General features: G+C 52.8%; 22 protein-coding genes, 8 tRNA genes and 2 rRNA genes. 31 read left to right on the plus strand and 1 reads right to left on the minus strand.

Going from position 1 to position 22,996, the window contains the following annotated elements; genetic code table 11:
• The 31 genes from KNP64_RS11410 to KNP64_RS11555 all read left to right on the plus strand — a co-directional run.
• A 23S ribosomal RNA gene (locus KNP64_RS11410) occupies positions 1–83 on the plus strand; the annotation flags it as partial.
• A 96-nt stretch (positions 84–179) separates the two neighbouring features.
• A 5S ribosomal RNA gene (rrf, locus tag KNP64_RS11415) occupies positions 180–295 on the plus strand.
• 8 nt (positions 296–303) lie between these two features.
• Positions 304–378: transfer RNA gene (locus KNP64_RS11420), tRNA-Asn, on the plus strand.
• A 6-nt stretch (positions 379–384) separates the two neighbouring features.
• A tRNA-Glu gene (locus KNP64_RS11425) sits at positions 385–459 on the plus strand.
• A 3-nt stretch (positions 460–462) separates the two neighbouring features.
• Positions 463–538 (plus strand) — tRNA-Val (locus KNP64_RS11430).
• Between the two features lie 28 nt (positions 539–566).
• A tRNA-Thr gene (locus tag KNP64_RS11435) sits at positions 567–639 on the plus strand.
• Positions 640–645: 6 nt separating this feature from the next.
• Positions 646–729: transfer RNA gene (locus KNP64_RS11440), tRNA-Tyr, on the plus strand.
• A gap of 5 nt (positions 730–734) precedes the next feature.
• Positions 735–810: transfer RNA gene (locus KNP64_RS11445), tRNA-Lys, on the plus strand.
• Positions 811–817: 7 nt separating this feature from the next.
• A tRNA-Gly gene (locus tag KNP64_RS11450) sits at positions 818–892 on the plus strand.
• A 15-nt stretch (positions 893–907) separates the two neighbouring features.
• Positions 908–983: transfer RNA gene (locus KNP64_RS11455), tRNA-Ala, on the plus strand.
• A 201-nt stretch (positions 984–1,184) separates the two neighbouring features.
• Entirely contained in the window at positions 1,185–2,087 is a 903-nt protein-coding gene (gene rocF / locus KNP64_RS11460) for an arginase (protein ID WP_214793687.1), read from the plus strand.
• A gap of 140 nt (positions 2,088–2,227) precedes the next feature.
• A complete protein-coding gene (gene sigW, locus KNP64_RS11465) occupies positions 2,228–2,803 on the plus strand; it encodes an RNA polymerase sigma factor SigW (RefSeq protein WP_214793684.1) in 576 nt (191 codons plus the stop codon).
• Positions 2,800–3,435 carry a bactofilin family protein gene (locus KNP64_RS11470; RefSeq protein ID WP_034779766.1) on the plus strand — a complete coding sequence of 212 codons (636 nt, stop codon included), beginning with the start codon at positions 2,800–2,802 and terminating at the stop codon, positions 3,433–3,435. The genes sigW and KNP64_RS11470 overlap by 4 nt, the downstream gene beginning before the upstream one ends.
• A gap of 135 nt (positions 3,436–3,570) precedes the next feature.
• Entirely contained in the window at positions 3,571–4,434 is an 864-nt protein-coding gene (cdaA, locus tag KNP64_RS11475; protein WP_214793681.1) for a diadenylate cyclase CdaA, read from the plus strand.
• Positions 4,431–5,711: a CdaR family protein gene (locus tag KNP64_RS11480; protein ID WP_214711169.1), complete on the plus strand. Its 1,281-nt coding sequence runs from the start codon at positions 4,431–4,433 to the stop codon at positions 5,709–5,711. The genes cdaA and KNP64_RS11480 overlap by 4 nt, the downstream gene beginning before the upstream one ends.
• 35 nt (positions 5,712–5,746) lie before the next feature.
• Complete coding sequence (gene glmM, locus KNP64_RS11485) at positions 5,747–7,105, plus strand: phosphoglucosamine mutase (RefSeq protein WP_214764499.1); 1,359 nt, start codon at positions 5,747–5,749, stop codon at positions 7,103–7,105.
• A gap of 358 nt (positions 7,106–7,463) precedes the next feature.
• Positions 7,464–9,260 (plus strand): glutamine--fructose-6-phosphate transaminase (isomerizing), encoded by a 1,797-nt coding sequence (glmS, locus tag KNP64_RS11490; protein WP_034779756.1) that lies wholly within the window; start codon positions 7,464–7,466, stop codon positions 9,258–9,260.
• Between the two features lie 217 nt (positions 9,261–9,477).
• Positions 9,478–10,194, plus strand: coding sequence for an MFS transporter (locus KNP64_RS14835; RefSeq protein ID WP_251126423.1), 717 nt, complete (start codon positions 9,478–9,480; stop codon positions 10,192–10,194).
• A complete protein-coding gene (locus KNP64_RS14840) occupies positions 10,179–10,658 on the plus strand; it encodes an MFS transporter (RefSeq protein WP_251126424.1) in 480 nt (159 codons plus the stop codon). The genes KNP64_RS14835 and KNP64_RS14840 overlap by 16 nt, the downstream gene beginning before the upstream one ends.
• 143 nt (positions 10,659–10,801) lie before the next feature.
• A complete protein-coding gene (locus tag KNP64_RS11500) occupies positions 10,802–11,362 on the plus strand; it encodes a YdhK family protein (protein WP_034779749.1) in 561 nt (186 codons plus the stop codon).
• A gap of 113 nt (positions 11,363–11,475) precedes the next feature.
• Positions 11,476–11,955 carry a DUF2975 domain-containing protein gene (locus tag KNP64_RS11505; RefSeq protein ID WP_138858573.1) on the plus strand — a complete coding sequence of 160 codons (480 nt, stop codon included), beginning with the start codon at positions 11,476–11,478 and terminating at the stop codon, positions 11,953–11,955.
• Between the two features lie 10 nt (positions 11,956–11,965).
• Positions 11,966–12,172 carry a helix-turn-helix domain-containing protein gene (locus KNP64_RS11510; RefSeq protein ID WP_021065857.1) on the plus strand — a complete coding sequence of 69 codons (207 nt, stop codon included), beginning with the start codon at positions 11,966–11,968 and terminating at the stop codon, positions 12,170–12,172.
• Positions 12,173–12,268: 96 nt separating this feature from the next.
• Positions 12,269–12,955, plus strand: coding sequence for a DUF975 family protein (locus KNP64_RS11515; RefSeq protein WP_214793678.1), 687 nt, complete (start codon positions 12,269–12,271; stop codon positions 12,953–12,955).
• A gap of 68 nt (positions 12,956–13,023) precedes the next feature.
• On the plus strand, positions 13,024–13,956 hold the full coding sequence (locus KNP64_RS11520; protein WP_251126425.1) for an NAD(P)/FAD-dependent oxidoreductase: 933 nt from the start codon (positions 13,024–13,026) through the stop codon (positions 13,954–13,956).
• Between the two features lie 72 nt (positions 13,957–14,028).
• Entirely contained in the window at positions 14,029–14,502 is a 474-nt protein-coding gene (locus KNP64_RS11525; protein ID WP_214793672.1) for a YfbM family protein, read from the plus strand.
• Complete coding sequence (locus KNP64_RS11530) at positions 14,490–14,957, plus strand: GNAT family N-acetyltransferase (protein ID WP_214793669.1); 468 nt, start codon at positions 14,490–14,492, stop codon at positions 14,955–14,957. The genes KNP64_RS11525 and KNP64_RS11530 overlap by 13 nt, the downstream gene beginning before the upstream one ends.
• A gap of 120 nt (positions 14,958–15,077) precedes the next feature.
• On the plus strand, positions 15,078–15,521 hold the full coding sequence (locus tag KNP64_RS11535) for a MarR family winged helix-turn-helix transcriptional regulator (protein WP_214793666.1): 444 nt from the start codon (positions 15,078–15,080) through the stop codon (positions 15,519–15,521).
• 3 nt (positions 15,522–15,524) lie between these two features.
• Entirely contained in the window at positions 15,525–18,185 is a 2,661-nt protein-coding gene (locus KNP64_RS11540; protein WP_214793663.1) for an MMPL family transporter, read from the plus strand.
• A 147-nt stretch (positions 18,186–18,332) separates the two neighbouring features.
• Positions 18,333–19,790: a methyl-accepting chemotaxis protein gene (locus tag KNP64_RS11545; protein WP_214793660.1), complete on the plus strand. Its 1,458-nt coding sequence runs from the start codon at positions 18,333–18,335 to the stop codon at positions 19,788–19,790.
• A gap of 102 nt (positions 19,791–19,892) precedes the next feature.
• Complete coding sequence (locus tag KNP64_RS11550) at positions 19,893–20,177, plus strand: putative quinol monooxygenase (protein WP_214793656.1); 285 nt, start codon at positions 19,893–19,895, stop codon at positions 20,175–20,177.
• A 14-nt stretch (positions 20,178–20,191) separates the two neighbouring features.
• Complete coding sequence (locus KNP64_RS11555; protein ID WP_214793653.1) at positions 20,192–21,076, plus strand: VOC family protein; 885 nt, start codon at positions 20,192–20,194, stop codon at positions 21,074–21,076.
• Positions 21,077–21,093: 17 nt separating this feature from the next.
• Here the strand turns inward: KNP64_RS11555 and KNP64_RS11560 are convergent, their stop codons facing one another.
• Positions 21,094–22,923, minus strand: a complete 1,830-nt coding sequence (locus tag KNP64_RS11560) for an LTA synthase family protein (RefSeq protein ID WP_214793650.1) — start codon at positions 22,921–22,923, stop codon at positions 21,094–21,096.
• Positions 22,924–22,996: the final 73 nt, after the last annotated feature.

Below are 22,996 nucleotides of genomic sequence, written 5' to 3' on the forward strand. Positions count from 1 at the left end.
AGACGATGAGGTAGATAGGTCATGGGTGGAAGCACGGCGACGTGTGGAGCTGAATGATACTAATCGGTCGAGGCTTTGATCTAGTCTAATGGTTTGTATGAATTGATGAGTCTTCAGTTTTCAGGGAACAACCCTGAAATGGATTGACACGCCCTCGAGGCGATGTTAATATTCTTTTGTCTGGTGGCGATAGCGAAGCGGCCACACCCGTTCCCATGCCGAACACGGAAGTTAAGCGCTTCAGCGCCGAAAGTAGTTGGGGGTCTCCCCCTGTGAGGATAGGACGTTGCCAGGCAAGATCGTTCCGCAATAGCTCAGTGGTAGAGCAACCGGCTGTTAACCGGTAGGTCGTAGGTTCAAATCCTACTTGCGGAGCCATATTAAGGCCCGTTGGTCAAGCGGTTAAGACACCGCCCTTTCACGGCGGTAACACGGGTTCGAATCCCGTACGGGTCACCATTTGGAGGATTAGCTCAGCTGGGAGAGCACCTGCCTTACAAGCAGGGGGTCGGCGGTTCGATCCCGTCATCCTCCACCATTTAATTTTAACCAATCAAACCATATATGCCGGTGTAGCTCAGTTGGTAGAGCATCTGACTTGTAATCAGAGGGTCGAGGGTTCGAATCCTTTCGCCGGCACTCCTTGGGGGGGTAGCGAAGTGGCTAAACGCGGCGGACTGTAAATCCGCTCCCTCGGGTTCGGCGGTTCGAATCCGCCCCCCCCCACCAGGTTTGAGCCATTAGCTCAGTTGGTAGAGCATCTGACTTTTAATCAGAGGGTCGCAGGTTCGAGCCCTGCATGGCTCACCATGTTTTTGCGGAAGTAGTTCAGTGGTAGAATACGACCTTGCCAAGGTCGGGGTCGCGGGTTCGAATCCCGTCTTCCGCTCCATATTTTTCCCTTTAAGGGGCCTTAGCTCAGCTGGGAGAGCGCCTGCCTTGCACGCAGGAGGTCAGCGGTTCGATCCCGCTAGGCTCCACCATTTGTTTTTTTCTTAAGTTACTTATGACTTAAGTTTTTTTTTGCCTAAATCCATGAACCATTCACTTGAGAGTACAGAGAAAGGCAGCCTGCCACCATTCAGGCTGCCTTTTTGTATGTTTATTCATCATGATGTGAAGTTGAACCACGACTTTGGTAACGTTTACAATGAAGATATTAAACGTTCAAGGGGGAAATGGGGATGAATTGGTCATATATTGAAGTACCGCTTCGCTATGGACAGGGGAAACATGGCGTAGAGCAAGGTCCATCAAAGTTACGCACACTTGGATTGGAGACATTATTACCGGCCTCAACGAAGCGACAGACGATTCGGGTGTTACCTGAATCTGAAATGATCAACAGTGAAGAGCATTTGAAACGCGTAGACGGGGTGTTATACACGGTCCAAGAACTGGCAGAAGTCGTCGATATCGAGATACAGGCGAAACGATTCCCCTTGATCGTTGGGGGCGATCACAGCATGGCAATCGGAACGCTAGCGGGTCTTGCCAAAACAGGACCGTACGGCGTCATCTGGGTCGACGCACATGCTGATTTGAATACGGGAGAAACGTCTCCATCGGGCAATATTCATGGCATGCCGCTTGCTGCGGCGCTGGGAATGGGAGATATTCGCTTGACTGAAGTCGGCGGACGTGAACCCAAACTCGCGCCTGAGCACTTGGTCTATATAGCGCTTCGAGACATCGATGAAGGTGAGATTCGAGAAATCAATCGTCTTGGCATTAAAGTCATCACGGTCGAAGAAATTCGGACGCGGGGCGTCGACGTCATGATGGAAGAAGCACTCGCTTATTTGCGCGCACGTGTCGATCGCTTCTATCTCAGTTTCGACATGGACAGCTTGGACGCAAAACTTGTGCCAGGTACCGGGACGCCGGTCGATCAAGGTCTGACGGCCGCGGAAGGAAAAGCGATCTTGGCCGAAGCGATGAAGGCAGACGATCTGATTGCGATTGAGTTGGTTGAATTGAATCCGGCGCTTGACCATGAGGATACGACGACCCAGTTGGCGTTTGAGTTGTGCGAGACGATTTTGAAATCCAAAGAAAACCTGTTATTGGAAGGTGAAACTGTCTGATGACCTTACGGTTTCCAAGTCCCTTTGCTACAATGGACTTGGGAACTTTTTTTGTTGTCACGATTTTTTTTGAAACCTACATAGAAAATGATTCGTATAGAAAGATGACCGCATAGGTTGCGGAGAGGGGAAGTGGATTGATGGAACGGCTGACCACCCGTTTAGTAGACGAATTGAGGTCGGGGAATCATGATTCGTTTGCTGAGCTGGTAGAACTGTACAAGGATGGTGTCTTTGCTGTCGCTTATAAGATATTATATGATCGTGGCGAAGCGGAAGACGCAGCCCAGGAGACGTTCATTCGGGCGTATACCCGGATTGATACGTACGATTCTCAGTACAAGTTCAAGACGTGGCTCTATCGCATTGCAACGAACGTCGCAATCGATCGTCTCAGAAAACGAAAGCCGGAGTATTCGATGGATGCCGAGATTGCGGGCACCGACGGCTTGACCTATCAGGACCATTTGGCTGATGAAGCACCCCAACCCGATGCCCAAGTCGTTCATCGCGAAATTCGAGGCGAGATGCATGACGCGATTAAGCAGTTGCCCGATAAGTATCGGATTCCGCTCCTGCTGAAGTACGTGGATGATTTATCGCTCAAAGAGATTAGCGTCATGATCGATATGCCGGTCGCTACGGTTAAAACAAGGATCTTCCGGGGAAGAGAAATGTTAAAGACAATCTTTCAAAACAGGGAGGGGTTCAATTGACTCCTGAAGAAAAAGTACAACAATATTTGGAAGATGGCATCCTGCCCGAAGAATCTGACGAACTACGTCACTTGTTGGAGGACGACGACTTATATGAAGCGTACCTTCAATACGAACGAATAGATGCCGAACTGAAGGCCTTACCACGGCCGAAACTATCCGATGATTTTACAGCCCGTGTGATGGCATCTCTACCGGACGCGAAAGCACGGGTAGAGGTCACACCGGTGACTCGATTTGAAGAAAAAGTCCAGACGAAACGCAAACCACCATCCAAATGGATGACGTGGTTCCGTAAGCATCCAGGACTGATGGCGGCCGCCTTATTCTTCAGTTTGATGTCGAGCGCGACGCTCGGCCTATGGAACGAATCGACAGAGACGATGACGTACACGAAAGTGCCGGGCATCGTTGTCACGTCAAACGAGGTCGTCATCCCGGAAGGCGTTACCGTCGAGCGGGATATCACGGTCCAAGGCGGGGACCTTCGAATTGAAGGGACCGTCAATGGGAACGCGACGGCTGTAAATGGTCGGGCTTATCTGGCTAGCGCTGGAGAAGTCACAGGAGAACTTGAGCAGATCGATCGGATGTTTGAGTGGATGTGGTATTCGTTCAAACAAATCTTCTAACGGAGACGCCGGAGACGGCGTCTTTTTGTGTTCGTTTCAATCTGGTTTCGTTTTATTGTCTAGCGATGCGCGGTTTCGGAAATGTGATATAATGTAATTTGCACGAATTGGCTAGGTAGTTGAGGAGGGGAGCATTTGCCGCTACTTGAACAGGTATCATTCTTATCATTTTTTAGTCTTTCAGAGAACGTACATTGGTACGATTATTTGAATGACGTTTTAGATATTGTCGTCGTCACGTATGTCATCTATAAGTTGATGATGATTGTACGTGGGACAAAAGCGGTCCAATTGATTAAAGGGATTTCCATCATCCTTGTCAGCTGGTTCCTCAGTGGGTTCTTTGGGTTGAAGACGTTACAGTTCTTATTGAATCAAATCATCACATATGGACTACTTGGGATCATTATCATCTTCCAACCAGAACTCCGAAGAGGACTCGAGCATTTAGGACGAACAAGTAATTTGTTCGGCCGAACGAGCACGAGCGATGAGGATAAGCAACGTCAAATGATCGAAGCGATCGTCAGTTCGGCGCAATACATGTCAAAACGTCGCATCGGTGCATTGATTGCGATTGAACGCGATACGGGCTTGAATGAGTACGTCGAGACCGGGATTCGCATGGATTCGCACATCACATCACAACTGATCATCAACCTGTTCATTCCGAACACCCCGCTGCATGACGGGGCGATGATTATCCAGGACGGGAAAATTGCGGCCGCGGCTTGTTATTTGCCGTTGTCCGAGAGCCCGCACATCGATAAAGCGTTAGGGACACGACACCGGGCCGCCATCGGGGTCAGTGAAGTGACTGATAGCGTGACCCTCACCGTCTCTGAAGAAACAGGCGCCGTGTCACTCGCGATTGCCGGTCGTCTGTATCGAGAGTTGGATGAGGAGGCACTTCGCAATAAGTTGATCCAAGAACTCGTTATTGAAGAAAAAGAGACGACGCTCTCGTTCTTTAATAAAAAAGGGGGGACAAGTAAGTGATTGATCAGTGGTTACAACATAAATGGTTTCTCCGCATCATCGCACTTGCTTTAGCCATCCTGCTTTATTTCATGGTCGCCGAAACGAGTTCGTCGACCAACTCCACGAATGCCCTCCCGATCGTCGGACAAAGTTCGATGACGCTCGACGTTCCCGTCGAAGTGTTCTTCGATGAGGTGCAGTACGTGGCATATAACGTTCCAGAAGAAATGAACGTTGAACTTCAAGGACCATCTAGCAGTTTAACGATGACGAAATTGGTGAAAGATTATCAAGTCTTCGTCGATTTAACGAATCTCGGGACCGGCTTCCACCGTGTTCCGGTTGAGGCACGCGGCTTTGGCGGAGACGTCAACGTCAAGCTCGAACGGGATACAGTAGAAATTTACATCGACCGTAAACAGACAATTGAAGTTCCCGTATCGGTCAACCTTTTGAACAAAGAGCAGTTGCCAGAAGGGAAAGTGGTCGGTGACGCCGATATTGAACCGGCAACGGTGAAAGTCTCGGGCGGTGCCAGTCGGATTCAAAACGTCAAAGAGATCACGTTGAACGTCGATGTCGCCAACCAAAGTCAAACGTTCACGCGAGAATTGACGCCGACGATTTTAGATGCGAACGGCAATCCGCTCAACGTGACTGTTGAACCGAACATCATCAGTGTGTCGGTCCCGGTCTACGAACAAAGTGCCGTCTTCCCGATCGAAGCAGTCACGACTGGTGAAGTGGCCGACGATTACAGACTGGTCGATACGTTGCTTGAAGAGACGGAAGTCCGTGTCTTTGCGCCACAAGACGTGCTCGATGCGATCGACACCGTGGAGACGGAGCCGATTGATTTAGACGGCATCGACAAGACCGGGAAAGTGACCGCCAATCTCGCTTTGCCAGAAGGCGCTTCATCCCTTGCGACAAAGCAAGCGGAAGTCCAATTGCTCGTCCGGGCTGCAGATGAGACGCGAGACGACACAGGCGAATTGACGGAACGGGTTCGCTTGACGGTCCCTGTGACCGTGCGGGGGTATGACCGGACCAACTTTACGCTCCAAGCTCCTGAAGTGATTGGAGTGACGTTGTCCGGGAAGCGATCCCTGTTGGAAAACATCACGTCGAACAGTGTGAGTGTGACCTTGGATTTGACAGGTCTCCCGAGCGGACTGCATGGGGTCGACGTCGATTATGAAGTACCAAAAGGTGTGACCGTCGTCTCACCGAAAACGATCGACATTGAGTTGACGAGTGTCGATGAACAAACCGAAACGTCCTCGATTCAATGAGGCGTTCAATCATACAAAAGTGAGGAATTGAATTCATGGGTAAATATTTTGGAACTGATGGAGTCCGCGGTGTCGCGAACTCAGAATTGACAGCAGAATTAGCATATCGTTTAGGTCGTGCGGGCGGCTACGTGTTATCGAAACACTTGCCAGCCGGCGAACAGCCAAAAGTTTTGATTGGCCGTGACACACGCATTTCAGGCCACATGCTTGAAGGTGCACTCATCGCGGGTCTCCTCTCAATCGGAGCCGAAGTGATGCGTCTCGGCGTCATCTCGACGCCAGGTGTCGCTTATTTGACGAAGTCGCTTGATGCAACAGCCGGTGTCATGATCTCGGCATCGCACAACCCGGTCGCGGATAACGGCATCAAGTTCTTTGGTAGCGACGGCTTTAAGCTCGATGACGCGACAGAAGCGGAAATCGAAGCGATTTTGGATGCGGCGGAAGACACGTTGCCACGCCCGGTCGGGAAAGACCTCGGCTTTGTCTCGGATTACTATGAAGGTGCACAGAAGTACCTTCAAATGTTGAAACAGACGGTCGAAGAAGATTTCGACGGTCTCCATATTGCCCTTGACTGCGCTCATGGTGCGACGAGCGGATTGGCAGCACGTCTGTTTGCTGACCTCGAGGCGAACGTCTCGACGATCGGAAACTCGCCGAACGGCTTGAACATCAACGAAGGTGTCGGCTCGACACACCCTGAGCACTTGGCACAGTTCGTTCGTGAAAAAGGAGCGGACATGGGTCTCGCCTTTGACGGCGACGGCGACCGCTTGATTGCGATCGATGAGAACGGTGATATCGTCGACGGCGATAAAATCATGTACATCTGCGGGAAGTACTTGAGCGAGAAAGGCCGTCTCAAAGACAACACGATTGTCGCGACGGTCATGAGTAACCTCGGCTTCCATAAAGCGGTTGAAGAGGCTGGTATGACGGCGCTTCAGACGGCGGTCGGTGACCGTTATGTCGTCGAAGAGATGAAGAAACACAACTACACACTCGGTGGCGAGCAGTCGGGTCACCTTATCTTCCTCGACCACTCGACGACGGGAGACGGCATGCTCTCTGGCGTTCAACTCGCCCAAATCGTGAAGACGACAGGCCGCAAGCTGTCAGAACTCGCGGCTGAGATGCCGGTCTACCCACAAAAACTCGTCAACATCCGTGTCACGGACAAAAACGAGGCGATGAATGGCGACCGCGTGCTCGCGACGATTCAAGAAGCGGAAACGGAAATGAACGGCAACGGCCGCATCCTCGTCCGCGCCTCTGGTACGGAGCCGCTCGTACGCGTCATGGCGGAAGCACCGACTTCGGAAGAATGTGACCGTTATGTCGAACGAATCGCACAAGTTGTCCGCGAAGATTACGGTGTAGAAGGATAATTCTGTCGAAATAGGGAATAAAACAAGGGAATCCGTCCTCGGGTTCCCTTTTTGTTTCCGTTTTGTCACTGTGAAATTATGTGATTTTCTTGACGAATGGAGGTGTGATTTGTACTATTAAGAGCGTGACCTTAGAAACGGAAGGACACCCAGTACGAAACAAGCGCCAGAACTCTTCGGAGTTGACGAGGTTGGAGGTTATCGAGTTTTCGGCGGATGCCTCCTAGTCGCCTGTCACGACTACAAGCAAACCCTCAAAACGCCCGGGCGACCGGACGGCCAAAGGGGAGCGCGTTGACAGCTCTTAGAAAAAGCCCGTTTCCTTTTTCGAGAAATCGAATATAGAGGAGATTTTTGTATGTGTGGAATTGTAGGAATGATTGGGAATACCGGAGCGAAGGAAATCCTTCTCAAAGGTCTTGAAAAACTCGAGTACCGCGGTTACGACTCGGCAGGTCTTGCTTTGATGCATGATAACGTGAACGTGCATAAAGAAGTCGGCCGGATTGCTGCGCTACGCGAAGTCGTCCCAGCAGAAGTAGATGGCACGATTGGAATCGGCCACACACGATGGGCAACACACGGGGTGCCGAGTGTGCCGAACGCCCACCCGCACCAGAGCACGACGGGCCGCTTCACGCTCGTCCACAACGGTGTCATCGAGAACGACGAACAGATCAAGGCGACACTCGACGTGCCGTTCCTCTCGGAGACGGACACGGAAGTCATCGTCCAGTTGATGGAGAAGAACTTCGTCGAACTCGGCGACGTCGAGGCGGCGTTCCGCAAGACGTTGTCTGAGCTCCACGGCTCGTACGCGATCGCGATGATCGACTCGGAAGATAAAGAGCGCCTCTATATCGGCAAGAACAAGTCACCGCTCCTCGTCGGACTCGGCGACGGCACGTTCAACGTCGTGGCGTCTGACGCGATGGCGATGCTCCAAGTGACGGACCAGTACCTCGAGCTCCACGACGGCGAGATTGTCATCTTGACGCGCGAATCGGCGACGATCAAGACACTCGACGGCGAAGTCCTCGAACGTGCCCCGTATACGGCCGAGATCGATGCGTCAGACATCGAGAAAGGCACGTACGCGCACTACATGTTGAAAGAGATGGACGAGCAACCAGCCGTCATCCGCAACATCATCCAGCACTACCAGAACGACGCCGGTGACATCGAGCTCACGGAAGGCGTGCGCTCGCTCGTCTCAGAAGCGGACCGCATCTATATCGTCGCCTGTGGTACGAGCTACCACGCTGGTCTCGTCGGCAAGCAATTGATCGAGCGCGTCGCAGGTGTGCCGACAGAAGTGCACGTCGCTTCAGAATTCGGTTACAACATGCCGCTCCTCACGGAGAAGCCGTTGTTCCTCTTCATCTCACAATCAGGTGAGACAGCGGACAGCCGGGCCGTCCTCGTCGAAGTGAAGAAGCGCGGCTACAAGGCGCTCACACTCACGAACGTTGCCGGTTCGACGCTCTCACGTGAAGCGAACGAAACGATGCTCCTCCACGCCGGCCCGGAGATCGCGGTCGCGTCGACGAAAGCATACACGGCCCAAATCGCCGTGCTCGCCATCCTCGCCTACGACATCGCTCGTGCGAACGGCAAGAAGCTTCCGTTTGACCTCATGACAGAGCTCGCGCGTGTCGCGACGATCATGGACTCGGTCATGGCTCAAAAAGAAATCTTTGAGCAATTGGCAGACAAGTTCTTGAAAGAGTCACGCAACGCGTTCTTCCTCGGTCGCGGCATGGACTCATACGTCGGTCTCGAAGGTGCCCTCAAGCTCAAAGAGATCTCGTATATCCAAGCAGAGGGCTACCCAGGTGGTGAGCTCAAGCACGGACCGATCGCCTTGATTGAAGATGGCACACCGGTCATCACGCTCGTCTCGCAACCGAACACGCACCTCAACATCCGTGGAAACATCAAGGAAGTTGTCGCCCGTGGCGCCGTTGCCTGCACGATCTCGATGGAAGGCATGGAACACGAGAGTGATTCATTCGTCTTGCCGCGTGTCGAGCCACTGCTCACGCCGCTCGTGACGGTATTACCGCTTCAACTCATCTCGTATTACGCGGCTCTTGCGCGTGATTGCGATGTCGACAAGCCACGTAACTTGGCGAAATCAGTCACAGTCGAATAAACGGTAGGCCAAGATCTTTCGGGATCTTGGCTTTTTTTGTTGTGATTTACGTCATGCGAACCGGCTTGTATACTGAAGGTATAACGACTAAGGAGAGAACGCCATGCGAATCCAACTAGTTAACACATTCATCCTGCCGGAGGACGTGCGTTCATAAGTTGGCCACCTCCTCCGATGATTCACTGTATTGGAACAAACTATCGAAGGAACCATACAATTGAAGATTCAACAGCTTTACTATGCGGTCACGAGTTCGCGCTCGCTCATCATACAGATGGTGTTCACGTTGAACGCCATCTATTATGTGACGACCGCCGAGTTGAATGCGTTACAACTCGTCTTGATCGGAACGATTTTAGAAGTATCAATTTTACTATTCGAGCTGCCCACCGGTCTCGTCGCCGATTTATATGGACGGAAGCAGTCGATGGTCATCGGCATCGGTTTGATTGGACTGGCTCATTTGCTAGAAGGGGGCATCCCTGAATTTTGGGCCATCGCGGTCGCGTCAGCGCTATGGGGTATCGGCTGGACGTTCATCAGCGGGGCCGAACAGGCATGGATTGCCGATGAGATGGGGAATGACGGGTTAGAACAAGTGTTTTTGCGAGGCGCTCAATATAGTTCGCTCGGCCGCTTCGTCGGAATTGGGCTTGCCGTGCTCCTCGCCGAAGTCACGTCCGTCCAAACGACAATCGTGCTCGCCGGTGGGATGTTGGTCATGCTCGCGATCATCGCATGGCGCGTCTTGCCAGTGACGCGGTTCGAACCGATCACGCGGGCCGATACGTCGAACCTCGCGCAAGCAAAACGGACGGTTCGGGACGGATACACCCATATCCGTGGCAATTCGATTCTCGTCGGCTTGGCTGCCATCACGCTCGTCTGGGGTCTCGCTAGTGAAGGATTCGACCGGTTATGGGGGCGCATTTGATTGAGACGTTCCAGTTGTCGGAACAGGCGGCCGTGTATTGGTTCGGCTTGTTCTATGCCGTCGCGTTTCTATTCAACATGCTGGTGTTGAAAGATGTCGAGCTATACGTCAAAGGACGCTATGCGACGACCTTGTTTTGGTTCAACGTGTTGCTCATCGTTGCGATGCTTGCTTTCGCTTGGGTCGGACAGTTTTGGGTGGCCGTGTTGCTGTATTGGACGATTGCGGCACTGCGTAACGTGCACTACCCGCTCATGAGCGTCATGACGAACGAGCGGCTCCCGTCGAAAGGCCGGGCGACGATTTTGTCGATGTTCGGTCAGGTCGACGCGTTCGGTCAAATCGCCGGGGGACCGTTGATTGGACTGCTCGCCCTGTACACGTCGATTCAAGGAGGGCTCGGGGCAGCGGCGCTCTTGCTCCTCCCGATGTTGGTTTTCTTGAGAAAAATCAAGCACCATTGAGGCAAAGACCGTCCCGTGATTCGTTCGAGGGCGGTCTTTTTATGTGTCAAACTGCTAACAAATCATCGTATCGGTCTCAAAAACGTCTCATCACCTCGATAGCAGGGTAACGTATACACATAAAGACGTAAGGGAGAGATTCGATGAGACAGAAAAAATGGATGACGGGTTTGAGCGCGATGTTGCTCGCGACGACTTTGGCAGCTTGTGGGGATGCCGAGGAAGAACAGACGAGCGATTCGACAGAAGAACATTCGGACCATTCGATGATGGACCATTCGGGATCAGGAGAGGTGCCGAGCGGGTTAAGTGAAGCGACAGATCCGACGTTCCCGGTCGGGTCGACCGCGATGATGACGGCCGACCACATGCCGGGCATGGATGGCACCGAAGCGACAATCGTCGGTGCATATGACACGACCGTCTATTCGGTTTCTTATACCCCGACGGATGGAGGTGACCCGGTCGAAGATCACAAGTGGGTCATCCATGAAGAACTCGACAATCCAGGTGAGGCACCGTTAGAAGAAGGGACCGAAGCTACTCTGGCCACAGACCACATGGACGGGATGGACGGCGCCGAGGCGACGATTGATTCGGCCGAACAGACGACGGTGTATATGGTCGACTTCACCACAAACGACGGGGAAGACGTCACGAACCATAAATGGGTCACAGAGGATGAACTCGAAGCCATGAACTAAGGATGAACCTCAGAGAAATCTGAGGTTTTTATTTATTTACGATGATTATTTATTGATAAACGATAAAAGTGAGGTTATGATGAAGCTATCAAACGAAGTGAGGTGGCTTCATCATGAAACGAGAGACGGTTTTTTTACGGCTGGCCGTATTCGTTCTGGCTGTCCCGATTGTGGCGGCCTGCTTGTTTTTGCTTCCATACATTTGGCGCGAGGCGGTCGAGAGCGGGAGTTGGATTGAGGACTCAATTCGCCCGATTGTGATTGGCATGTACGTATCGGCCATCCCGTTCTTCATTGCGCTGTTCCAAGCGTTCATGTTGCTACGGTTGATTGACCGCGACGAAGGGTTCTCGTATCGGGCTGTCCAATCACTCCGCATGATCAAGTATTGTGCGTTGACGATCACGGCCGTTTATATCGGGACGCTCCCGTTCTTCTACTGGTTCGCCGAGCGAGATGATGCGCCTGGGTTCCTTCTCATCGGGCTTGTCTTTGTGTTTGCCGCGTTCGTCGTCGCCGTATTCGCGGAACTGTTACAGAAACTATTGAAGCGTGCCATCGACATGAAGCAAGAAAATGATTTGACGGTCTGAGGTGAGATAGATGGCGATTATCGTAAATCTTGACGTAATGTTGGCGAAACGAAAGATGAGTGTGACCGAGCTGTCTGAAAAAGTGGGCATCACAATGGCAAACTTGTCGATTTTAAAGACGGGCAAAGCGAAAGCAATTCGTTTCTCGACGCTCGAAGCAATCTGTCAGGCGCTCGACTGTCAGCCGGGCGACATTTTAGAATATCGGGAAGAGTGATGGACAGGGCGAGCGCCCTGTTTTTTTGTGGCGTTTGAAACATTTTCCATCACGTTGCGTATAAGACAGGAAAGAGGAACGAAAAGGGGAAACGAGATGATTCAGACATGGAATGAACGGGCGCACAAAGCGTTAAAAGGAAAGGCAGGGCTATTACTCATCTGGTCGTTCGCCTGCTCTGTGATGTTAGAATTGGGGTTGATGGCAGACCCGACTTATTACGGTTTGACGGTGGAGTCACTGCCGCTGACCGTGCTCAGTTTAGGTGGCATCTTAGTTTATATCGCCCTTTATCCGGTTAACGTCGGATACAACTGGCTCATCTTAAAGACGGTACGAGATCAGCCGATTCGCTGGAGTGATGTGTTCGACCCGTTTCGTCACCGCTATGGAAAACATTTGCTCGCAACAATTCTCGTCATATTGTTCCAAGTACTATGGACATTGTTGCTAGTCGTACCAGGAATCATAAAGTATTTCTCGTATGCGTTCACATACTTCATCTTACGCGACGAACCAGAACTGTCTGCTACAGAGGTAATCACAAAATCGAGAACGATGATGCGCGGACGAAAGTGGGATGCGTTCAAACTCATTTTGCCATTCGTTCCGATGTATCTAGTCGGTTTGATTTTTTATATGCAACTTGATTTAGTCGTCCTCGGGTCATGGATTTTCCTCGTCGCACTAGCACTCATCCGCCCGTTCATCGTCAGCCGTTTCGCCGTCATGTATGAAGACGCGCGTATCGAGTATGACGAGCAGTGGAATCGCTCGGCGTGAAGCGCATCGGTTCCGGCGTATGAGTCCTCGGGCATGATACAATCTTCCTGACAGAAGGGGGAATGGACATGAACATCGGTATTATTGGTGCCGGACTGAGCGGGATTGTCGCAGCACGCGACCTCGCCCGTCACGGCCATACAGTTGAATTGATTGAGAAGAGTCGGAGCGTCGGGGGACGCTTGGCGACGAGGCGGATCGGAGACGGCAAAGCCGATCACGGAGCTGTCTATTTCACCGTACGAGGGGAAGAACTCAAACAAGATGTCGCCGACTGGCAGATGGAAGGGTGGGTGAACGTCTGGTACGCTGACCCGTATCCGCGCTACGTCGCCGTCGACGGGATGAACGCCTTGGCCAAACGGTTGGCTGACGGATTGACCGTCCATTTGAACGAACGGGCCGAGACGGTCACGACACGAGATGGTCAGGTCAGCGTCCAGACGGATGTGACGACGCGGCAGTATGACCGTCTCCTCATCACGTCGCCGCTCCCGCAGACGCTCGACTTGCTCGCAGATTTTCCGGTCGATGCGGCGTTACGTGAATTGACGTACGCCCCGACGTTTGTCGGTTTGTTCGAATTGGCAAGCGATACTCCCATCGGTCCGGACGGGATTCTCGATACAGACTTGGCGCCGGGTATCTTGAAAGTCATCAACAACCGCCAAAAAGGCATCTCGGCGACCGAACTCGTCAGCGTCTATATGGACGAGTCGTGGAGCGAGGAGTGGTATGAACGAGCGGACGAAGACACGCTTCGTGAGATTGAGCGCCTGTTGCAAACGGTGACAGGGTCGGCGGTGATTCAATCGAGGCAGTTGAAACGATGGCGCTATGCGCAGGCGACCGACGTCTGGAACGAGCCTTACCATCGATTGCGGGACGAGCCGATTTTCTTGGCCGGTGACGTCTTCCTCGAGCCGGATGACGCTTCAGGCCGGACTCGGTTCGAGAGCGCGTACGTCTCAGGACTCCGTGTCGCGGAAGCGATGCGCTAAACCTTCTTCGGAAGGTTTTTTTCATGACCGTGCCGAATAGTCAGACATATGAATTGGAGAGGGGAATCAGACATGGGGATGGTTGGCGCATACATGCGGGTATCGGTCGAAGAGTTGACAGCACTGCTTCAAGAGCCGGAGCGTTTCGAGCAACTGTTAGAAGATGAGGAACGACAGACCGATATCGATAAGGCGTGGCACGGTCTTTACTTTTTATTGACCGGGGCGACCGATTTGGACGAGATTGACCGTCATTCGCTCGGGAAGGCAGTCTTCGGAGGGGATGTCATCGACGAGGAGACGGGCATCGCCTATTTGATGCCGGGAGAAGTCGAGGACTTGTCGACCCGACTTCAATACATCGAGCTGGAGGCGCTAGAAGCGCGCTACGACGTCGCGACGATGAACGAGCAGGAACTGTACCCATTTGAACGGGAGTGGGGACTCGAGGAAAAACAGTACTTATTGGACCAGTTCGATGAGTTGAAACGTGTCTTCGCCCAGGCGTCGAGACAGCGGGAGGCGCTCGTCACATGGATCGGGTAAGCGTAAAGGCGTTACGTCTTCAAGATGAGGCGTTGCTGTATGAGTTCGAGTGCGAGAATCGCACGTATTTCGAGCGTTCGGTTACGAGCCGAGGCGACACCTACTATGAGCCGGAATCATTCCATCAGGCGTTGCAGCAACTATTGAGCGAGCAGGCGGACGTGGACGGATGCTATTACTTGATGTGGTGCGACGATACAATCGTCGGGCGTCGGAACGTCCATCACACCGATGCCGACACTGGTGAGGTCGGTTACCGGGTCGGGGCGGAGCATGGGGGACGCGGGTATGCCACGGCGGCCCTGCGCCAATTGCTGACGTTCGAGTTGCCTGGATTCAAACGATTGAGAGCTGAGACGACAAGCGACAACGTGGCGTCCCAGCGCGTATTAGTGCGTGCCGGCTTTATCCGTGACGGCGAGGTACGACAGATAGAATGGGAGGACGAACGCTGACGTTTAATACGTATGTATATCCACTCGACCGATGAAGGAGCAACTTCATCGGTCATTTTATTTGACCGCTCTTAGTTTAGGACATAAACTATCTTTATCTAGTTTAGGGGGTAAACCAAAATGAAAGAATTGATGCGGGAAGCCGTCCAGTTGTTCGAAGAGGTCATGTTCCAAGGTGCGGAGCATGTCATCGAGGCGATGGACGGTGACGTCTGGCATGACTATTCGCGGGAACAACTGCAGCTACTCAAACTGCTCGAACAGTTCGGTCCGATTCAAGCCGGCCAGTTGGCCCAAAAACAAGGAGTTCATAAGAGCGCCGTCTCCAACCGGTTAAAAAAGCTCGTCGACAAAGAGCTCGTCGTCAGTCGACGCGGGCATGACCAGCGCGAGCGGTTGATTGAGTTGACGGAAGCCGGTCACCGTGTCGTCGAAGAAGCGGATGCGGCCGTCTACCGTTACGTCGAATCGTTACTCGACGGCAACATCGAAGAGACAGAAATCGAACAGTTCGTCCGGACGTTCCGGAAAATTAAACAGCTGCTTCGAATTGGGGAGGAATAACACGTGCATAAAATCATCCAATGGCGCTGGGGCATCTTAATCGGTCTCATCGTCTTGACGGCCGCCTTGTTTGTGGTGGCGCCGAACTTGACGAAGCAGGCCGAACAAGCCGGCAGCTTCCAATTATCCGAGGACATGGACTCGCAGCGGGCGCAGGACATCTTGAACGCCGCCGGAAAGAGCGATAAGACGATCTCGCTCGTCTATGAGTTCGAAACGCTCGGTGATGCCGAACGGGCCGATATTTCCCGGGTCATCGGCGAGATGAAACAAAACGACACGGTCGTCAAAGACGTACTCGACCCGTTTGAAAATGAAGAGACGGAAGCACAGCTCGTCTCGGAGGACGGCCGCATCGTGCTCGTCCCAATCACGGTCGAAGGGTCGATGGAAGACATCAACGCCTTCGCGGACGACGTGCGGGCAAACATTCTCCCGGAAGACGAGACGGTCTACATCACAGGTGAAGAAATCATCAACAACGATGTGAACTTGAGTGCGCAGGAAGGCTTGAAGAAGACGGAAATCATCACGGTCGTCCTCATTTTCGGACTGCTCCTGCTCGTGTTCCGTTCAATCGTGACGCCGTTCATCCCGCTCATCGCGGTCGGATTCACGTATTTATTGAGCCAATCGTTCGTCGCATTCTTCGTCGATTGGTTTGGCTTCCCGGTCTCGAACTACACGCAGATTTTCCTCGTGGCCATCTTGTTCGGGATTGGAACCGACTATTGTATTTTGCTGCTCAGCCGGTATAAAGAAGAGCTCGGCGCGGGCCACGCGATTGAAGATGCCATCGTCAACACGTACAAGACAGCAGGGCGGACAGTCCTCATCAGCGGTCTTGCCGTGTTCGTCGGCTTTGCGGCCATCGGTTTCGCCGATTTTCCAATCTTCAAATCAGCCGTCGCCGTCGCGGTCGGGATTGCCGTGCTCTTGCTCATTCTCTTCACGGTCGTGCCGTTCTTTATGGCGACGCTCAAGCATCGTTTGTTCTGGCCATCGAAGAAGGCGGGCGAGCATCACGACAGCCGTCTCTGGGAAGGATTCAGCCGTCTGTCGGTCAATCGACCGTTCGTTTCGATTCTCGTCGTCGCGTTGATCACGGTGCCGGTGTTGTTCACGTATGACGATGCCCGGTCGTTCAATACGGTCGATGAGATCGGTGACGATTATGATTCCGTGCGCGGGCTCAACTTGATTTCGGAAGGATTCGGGCAAGGGGAGTCGCTCCCGGTCCAAGTCATTTTGAAACAAGATGGCACGCTGTCCGAAACGGACATCCCGTACATCGAGAAGTTCTCGAGTGAACTTGAAAACGTCGACGGGGTGAGCGGCGTCCGTTCCGTGACGCGTCCGACCGGTGACGTCATCGATGACTTTTACGTCGACACCCAGCTCGAACAAGTGAGCGCAGGACTGACGGAAGCCGAGACTGGTCTCGGTGACGTCCAGGACGGACTCGCGCAAGTCGAATCTGGGCTTAACGCCGTCGTTGGCCAATTACCGGCCGGTTCAACGAATGCCGGCGCCCCGCTCGCGGAAGCGGCAGCGGGACTTGGTCAATTGAACGCTCAGCTCGGTCTGATTGGCCAAGGACTCACGGCGACGCAAAATATTCCGGCGACCGTAACGCAGCTCGGGCAAGTGTCGGCCGGTCTCGGTCAAATCGAGGCAGGCATTAACGAGGCAGCATCTACGTTGACGGCACAAGGCGCCCAAGCCGGAGAACTCGGAACGGGTCTCGGACAACTCGCTGCAGGTGTCGGTGAAGCGAACGCAGGGCTCGCTCAAATCGAGACCGGCATCAATGAAGCGGCAGCATTCTTATCAGACCTGAGTAGCTCGGACAGCCTGCGCGATACGGGCGTCTATCTACCGGAAGGCACGCTCACGTCAGAGGAGTTCGCCCCGGCGGTCGAGCGCTACGTGTTTGACGACGGGACGGCGACACAGCTCGAGGTCATCCTCGAGATGGACCCATATTCGCCGGAAGCGATTGACACGGTCGAGACCGTGAAAGCGACGATGGACCGGGTCGTCACCGATACGCCGTTCGAGGATGCGACAATCGGATATGCCGGTATCTCGAGCATTAACAGCGACTTGAATGAGACGTCGACGAACGACTTCAATCGGACGGTCGCCATCATGCTCGTTACGTTGTTCCTCGTCTTGACGGTGTTATTCCGTTCGATGGTCATGCCGCTCTATATGATCGGCTCGCTCTTACTGACGTATTACACGTCGGCGGCCATCACGGAGCTCATCTTCGTCGAAGGACTCGGTTATGACGGCATCAGTTGGGCTGTTCCGTTCTTCGGGTTCGTCATGTTGATCGCCCTCGGCATCGACTATTCGATTTTCCTGCTCGACCGGTTCCGCGAGGAGTCGATCAACGGGATGACGGTTCGCGATGCGCTCGTCCATTCGATGACGAAGATGGGGACGGTCATCATGACCGCGGCCGTCATCCTCGCTGGGACGTTCGGGGCGATGATCCCGTCTGGCGTGCTCAGTCTCGTCCAGATTGCGACGATCGTCATCACCGGGCTGTTGTTATACGGATTGATTGTGTTGCCACTGCTCATCCCAGCGATCACCGTATCGTTCGGGGACGGGGTATGGTGGCCATTTAAACAAAAAAGTAAAGATAGAGACTAAATTTTGCGATGGACAGCACAACAATTGTTGTGCTGTTTTTATTTGTTGAGTCAATGTCAGCGAAATGGAGAAAGACGGACTTGAGATTAATAAAAATACGCCGAAATATAATATAGATCTTTATTCTATTGAAAGTAGGCAACAATTATGGTGAATCATTTTGAAAAAATGAGTTCGTTGTTTGTATCGCGCATGGTGATTATTTTATTTTTCCTCTCTTATCCGATCATGGGTGTTTTGTATTGGATGGGGGAGCTCGCGGGGCAAGGCGCAGTCAATTTTATTCTGATAGGTGGTGTCATTCAAGCCGCATCATGGCTGGGCCATCGCTTCTATGTGGAACATACTTGGTTGAAGTATGGGCTCGTCACGTTGATGTACATTGCAGCTTCAGCAATTATCTTGACGCTGCCAGGTACTGCGATTCAAAATATCGTCTTTCTGTATATCGTATTGATGTTGATGTACTTGAATCGGCATCTTGTGCTGTACGGCAGCATTCTCGCGCTTATCGTATCGGTCGGAGCTGTATTGATTGGGCGCTTTTCATTTGAAACGCCGCTCGATCTCGTCATTTGGTTCACTGTGCTCACAATGGCTTTGTCTGGCGCATACTTTGTGTCATTCTTTGGTGCGAAGTTGTTACATGAGACGTTCACGCAACAAGAAAAGTCAGAACAACACGCTAGCGAAATCGAGCTAACGATGGCGAAGACGACAGCGAGTGCGACCACACTTCATGGGGCCGTCTTCACGATGAATGATTCAGTCGACTCTGTCACAAATGCTTCGGAGCAAGTGACAGAACAAATCGGTTTGATGACGAAACGGACGTCGGAACAAGCAGGTCTGATTCAAAACGTCGCTTCGCAAATTCGTTCAACTGTACAGGCGTTTGAGCGGATGCAACAACAGCTCCAGGAGACGACGTCTCAAGTGAGTGGGGTCTTGCAGGACGCTCATGTATCGCATGAAAATATGGACTCGACAGAACAGTCGCTCGCTGAACTGAACTTAAGTATCAGTGAAGTCAATCATGCGTTTAAAGGATTGGCGGAGCGTTTCCAAGAAGTGCGGACCATCACGGGTACGATCCAGCAGATTTCGTCTCAGACGAACCTGCTGTCGCTCAACGCTTCAATTGAAGCAGCGCGAGCGGGGGAACACGGAAAAGGATTTGCAGTCGTCGCGTCCGAAATTCGGAATCTATCGGCTCAAACGGCCCAAGCCTCATCTCAAATCAATGATATTATCCAACTCGTCATGCAGGAGGTGCAAGTGACGGAACGTGCAATCGATGGTAGTACAGAACGTTTATCGACGCAGGAAGAACAAGTACGTAAGAGCGGAACATCGATTCTCTCCATGATCCAAACGACAGGAACGGTCGCAAGCACCGTGGATGAGACGTCGACACAGCTCCAAGTCGTCGCATCAGAACTGAACAAAGTTCACCAAGTGACTTCCCAAATGTCGGCACTAATGACAGCGCTCGAAGTGAACAGTCAAGACGTTCATGTGCTGACGATGTCACAGCAAGAAGCGTTAGCTTCGTTGAAAGATCAAATTGAAGAACTGAACGAGATTGCGAACGAACTCGTCTAAACGATGGACACGCCTTTACAAATAGGCGTGTCCATTTGCGTATACATCTCTTCCAAAACGGGAACAGTTTTGCGTCAGTCCTAAAATGAGGAGGAATCGCATATGGCAATTACAATCACCGCTATCTTGAAGGCACATCCGGGGAAAGAGGACGAGTTACGGCAAGCGCTCGATGAGGTCATTCCTCCGTCGCGACAAGAGGAGGGGTGCCTGACGTATGTGCTCCATGAGTCAATCGACGCCCCGGGCACGTTCGTGTTCTATGAGAAGTATCGAGACGAGACGGCGCTCAACGCGCACATCAACTCATCTCACTATCAGGCGTATCGGAAGGCGGCAGAGACGTTGCTCGCGGTTCGTGAGGTGTATCGTCTCCACGAAGTCTGAAAGGAGAAAAGACTATGATTACCCAACCGATTATCCCATGCATTTGGTTCGAAGGTGACGTCGAGGCGATTGCGGAATGGTACGTGTCGAGATTTCCTGATTCATTCGTCGACTATACGACGAAACTGGGCGATACGCCTTCGGGTGAGACGACGGTTGTGACCGTCTCGCTGGCGGGACAATTCTTTCAACTACTCGGGGCTGGTCCGTTGAAGGAACGCAACCCGTCCATCTCATATATGGTTGCGTTCCCGACGTCGGAAGAAGTAGAGACGCTATGGAACGAGCTTGTGGAGGGGGCAGAGGTGCTCATGCCGCTCGATAAGTATGACTTCAGCGAGCGCTACGGCTGGTTAAAAGACAAACACGGTGTCTCTTGGCAAATCATGCATAGCGGCGGGATGGACATCCAGACGGTGACCCCATGCTTTTTGTTCGTCGGGGACGTCTTCGGGCGCGCTGAGGCGGCGATGAACGACTGGATTTCCATCTTCCCGGATTCGTACGTGCTGGAAGACCATCTGATCCGTTACGAGGCGACAGACGGACCGGAGTTGGAAGGGAAGCTCAATTACGCCCGCTTCGTCTTGTCCGGACGCGAGTTCGTCACCATGGACAGCGCGGAAAATCATCAATTTGCCTTCAACGAGATGCAGTCGCTGATCGCCTTTTGTGAGACACAAGCCGAGATTGATGACTACTGGGGCAAACTGTCGGCCGTCTCGGAAGCGGAACAGTGCGGCTGGCTCCAAGGCCGGTATGGCGTCTCCTGGCAAATCGTGCCGTGGGAGATGGAAGAGATGCTGACGACCGGAACAAAGGAACAATTGGCACGAGTGACCGAGGTGTTCTTGCCGATGAAGAAAATCGACGTCAAGGCGTTACGAAACGTCTACTGACAAACAAGCCGTCCCGATTAGTTCGGGGCGGCTTGTTTGTCGTTTGGTGTGAAGTCGGACAGGGCGTCTTTCTCAATCATTGTATCGGATAAGCGAAGCTGTTCGGCGGCCTCGTCAATATACGGCTCACATGCTTGAAGCGGCAAGTCATCACCGGTCTCGACCGAATAACACATGCCGCTGCCAACCGGCTCCGTCAAATCCGGGACGAAATAGAGGTCGTCGTAGCGGAAGGAGCCGTTCCGGAACACGGTCAAATTGGGCTCATCGTCGAGAAGCGAACTTCCAAGCATGTACGTCGGTGTCATGCCGAGCAAATCGAGTATGGTCGGGGCCAAATCGACTTGCCCGCCGCTCACCTGCACCGTCTGGCCTCGTTCAAGTCCGGCCGGTTTGATGAATAACGGGACGGAGCGGTCAAGCTGGAACAAATCGACCGTGGAGTCGGCATCTGCTTTTATAGCCATCTCGTCACCGGCAGCGGTCAATCCGCTGTCGTGGTCGCCATAAAAGACGACCAAGGCGTCGTCCCACTTTTCGTCCGCCTTCAGTCGTTCGACCATGAGACCGACGGCGGCATCGCTGTAGTGGACGGTGTGATAATAGTCTTGGAGGAGCGGGTCCTCGTATTCCGATAGATCCAACCGTTTCTCCTCGTCCGGAATCTCATACGGCGTATGGCTCGTCAACGCGACCATGAAGGAATAGAACGGCTCGTCCAACGTGTCCAAGTGGTCGACCGATGTCGTCAGGAACTCCTTGTCGCCGACGGCCATACCGATGACCGGATTGGCCGGATAATCGCCTTGGTGGAAGAAGTGGTTGTAGCCAATTTGCTCATAGAAGTTGGCACGATTCCAAAACTCCTTGTCGAACGCATGCATCGCGGCCGTATCATAGCCGGCTCGTCGTAACTGCTCAGGCAAGGCGTCAAACGTGTTCGTCGCATACTGCGTATACACCGAACCTGATTTGACGGGATAGAGCGAGGCGTTGACGGTGAATTCCGCATCAGACGTCCGGCCCTCGTGCGTCTGATGATAAAAATTCGGGAAATACAGCATCTCATCACGAAGCGCGTTCAAATTCGGCGTCAGCTCCTGCCCGTTGACCGTCTGACCGATGACGGATGCTTGGAACGACTCGAGTTGGACGACGATGACGTTCGTGTCGGCTGTAGCCTCGACCGGTTCGGTCGCCAACGCTTCGATTTGGCCGCGCTCCCGTTCCGTCAGGTCGTCACCGAGGTTCAACGCGTCGCGAAGGCCACGGAACGTATCGAGCCCGTGATAGCCCCAAAAGCCGAGCTGATAATACTCGCGCATGTTCGAAATCGAGCTTTTCCGGTGATCTGTTTCGGCGTAATGAACAACGGTCGGGACGGTAAAGACGATGAAGCCGACAAGAAAACCGGCGACCGCCAAACGGCGACCGAGACGTTTCGGTTCCGTGATGGGGTGTCGCTTCATATAGAGGAGGACAGCCGCGTAGACGAGCAAATCTGTGAACAAGATGAAGTCAGGAGCTTGAATCAGTGTCAGAAAGCCGCCCCCGACGTCTCCCATCTGGCCGATGTCAGAGAGCAAGGCGGCCGACAGCAAGTTACCGAAATAGCGGTAGTACCAGACGTCCGAGATGAGTAGCGTGCTGTGCAGAAACAGCGACGCGAACAAAATCCAGCGACGTGTCTGCGATTTTACGAGTAGCGCCCAACTCGTCATCATCAAGATGGTCGCGAGGTTGATGAATAGAAAAGGTAGGTCGAACGCGCTCGCGGTCAACAGGCTGAAGAGGAACAGCTTGGCGAGGGAGAGCGATAAGTAACTCCAATAATCGAGATATTTCATGAAAGGCCTCCAAACGGTACGGACAAAGTGTGTTCTTTGTCTTGTACCTGTTCGAAGACGGCGAAAAACATGA

It is taken from the genome of Exiguobacterium sp. s64 (genome assembly GCF_018618035.1).
GTDB classification, from domain to species: domain Bacteria; phylum Bacillota; class Bacilli; order Exiguobacteriales; family Exiguobacteriaceae; genus Exiguobacterium; species Exiguobacterium mexicanum_A.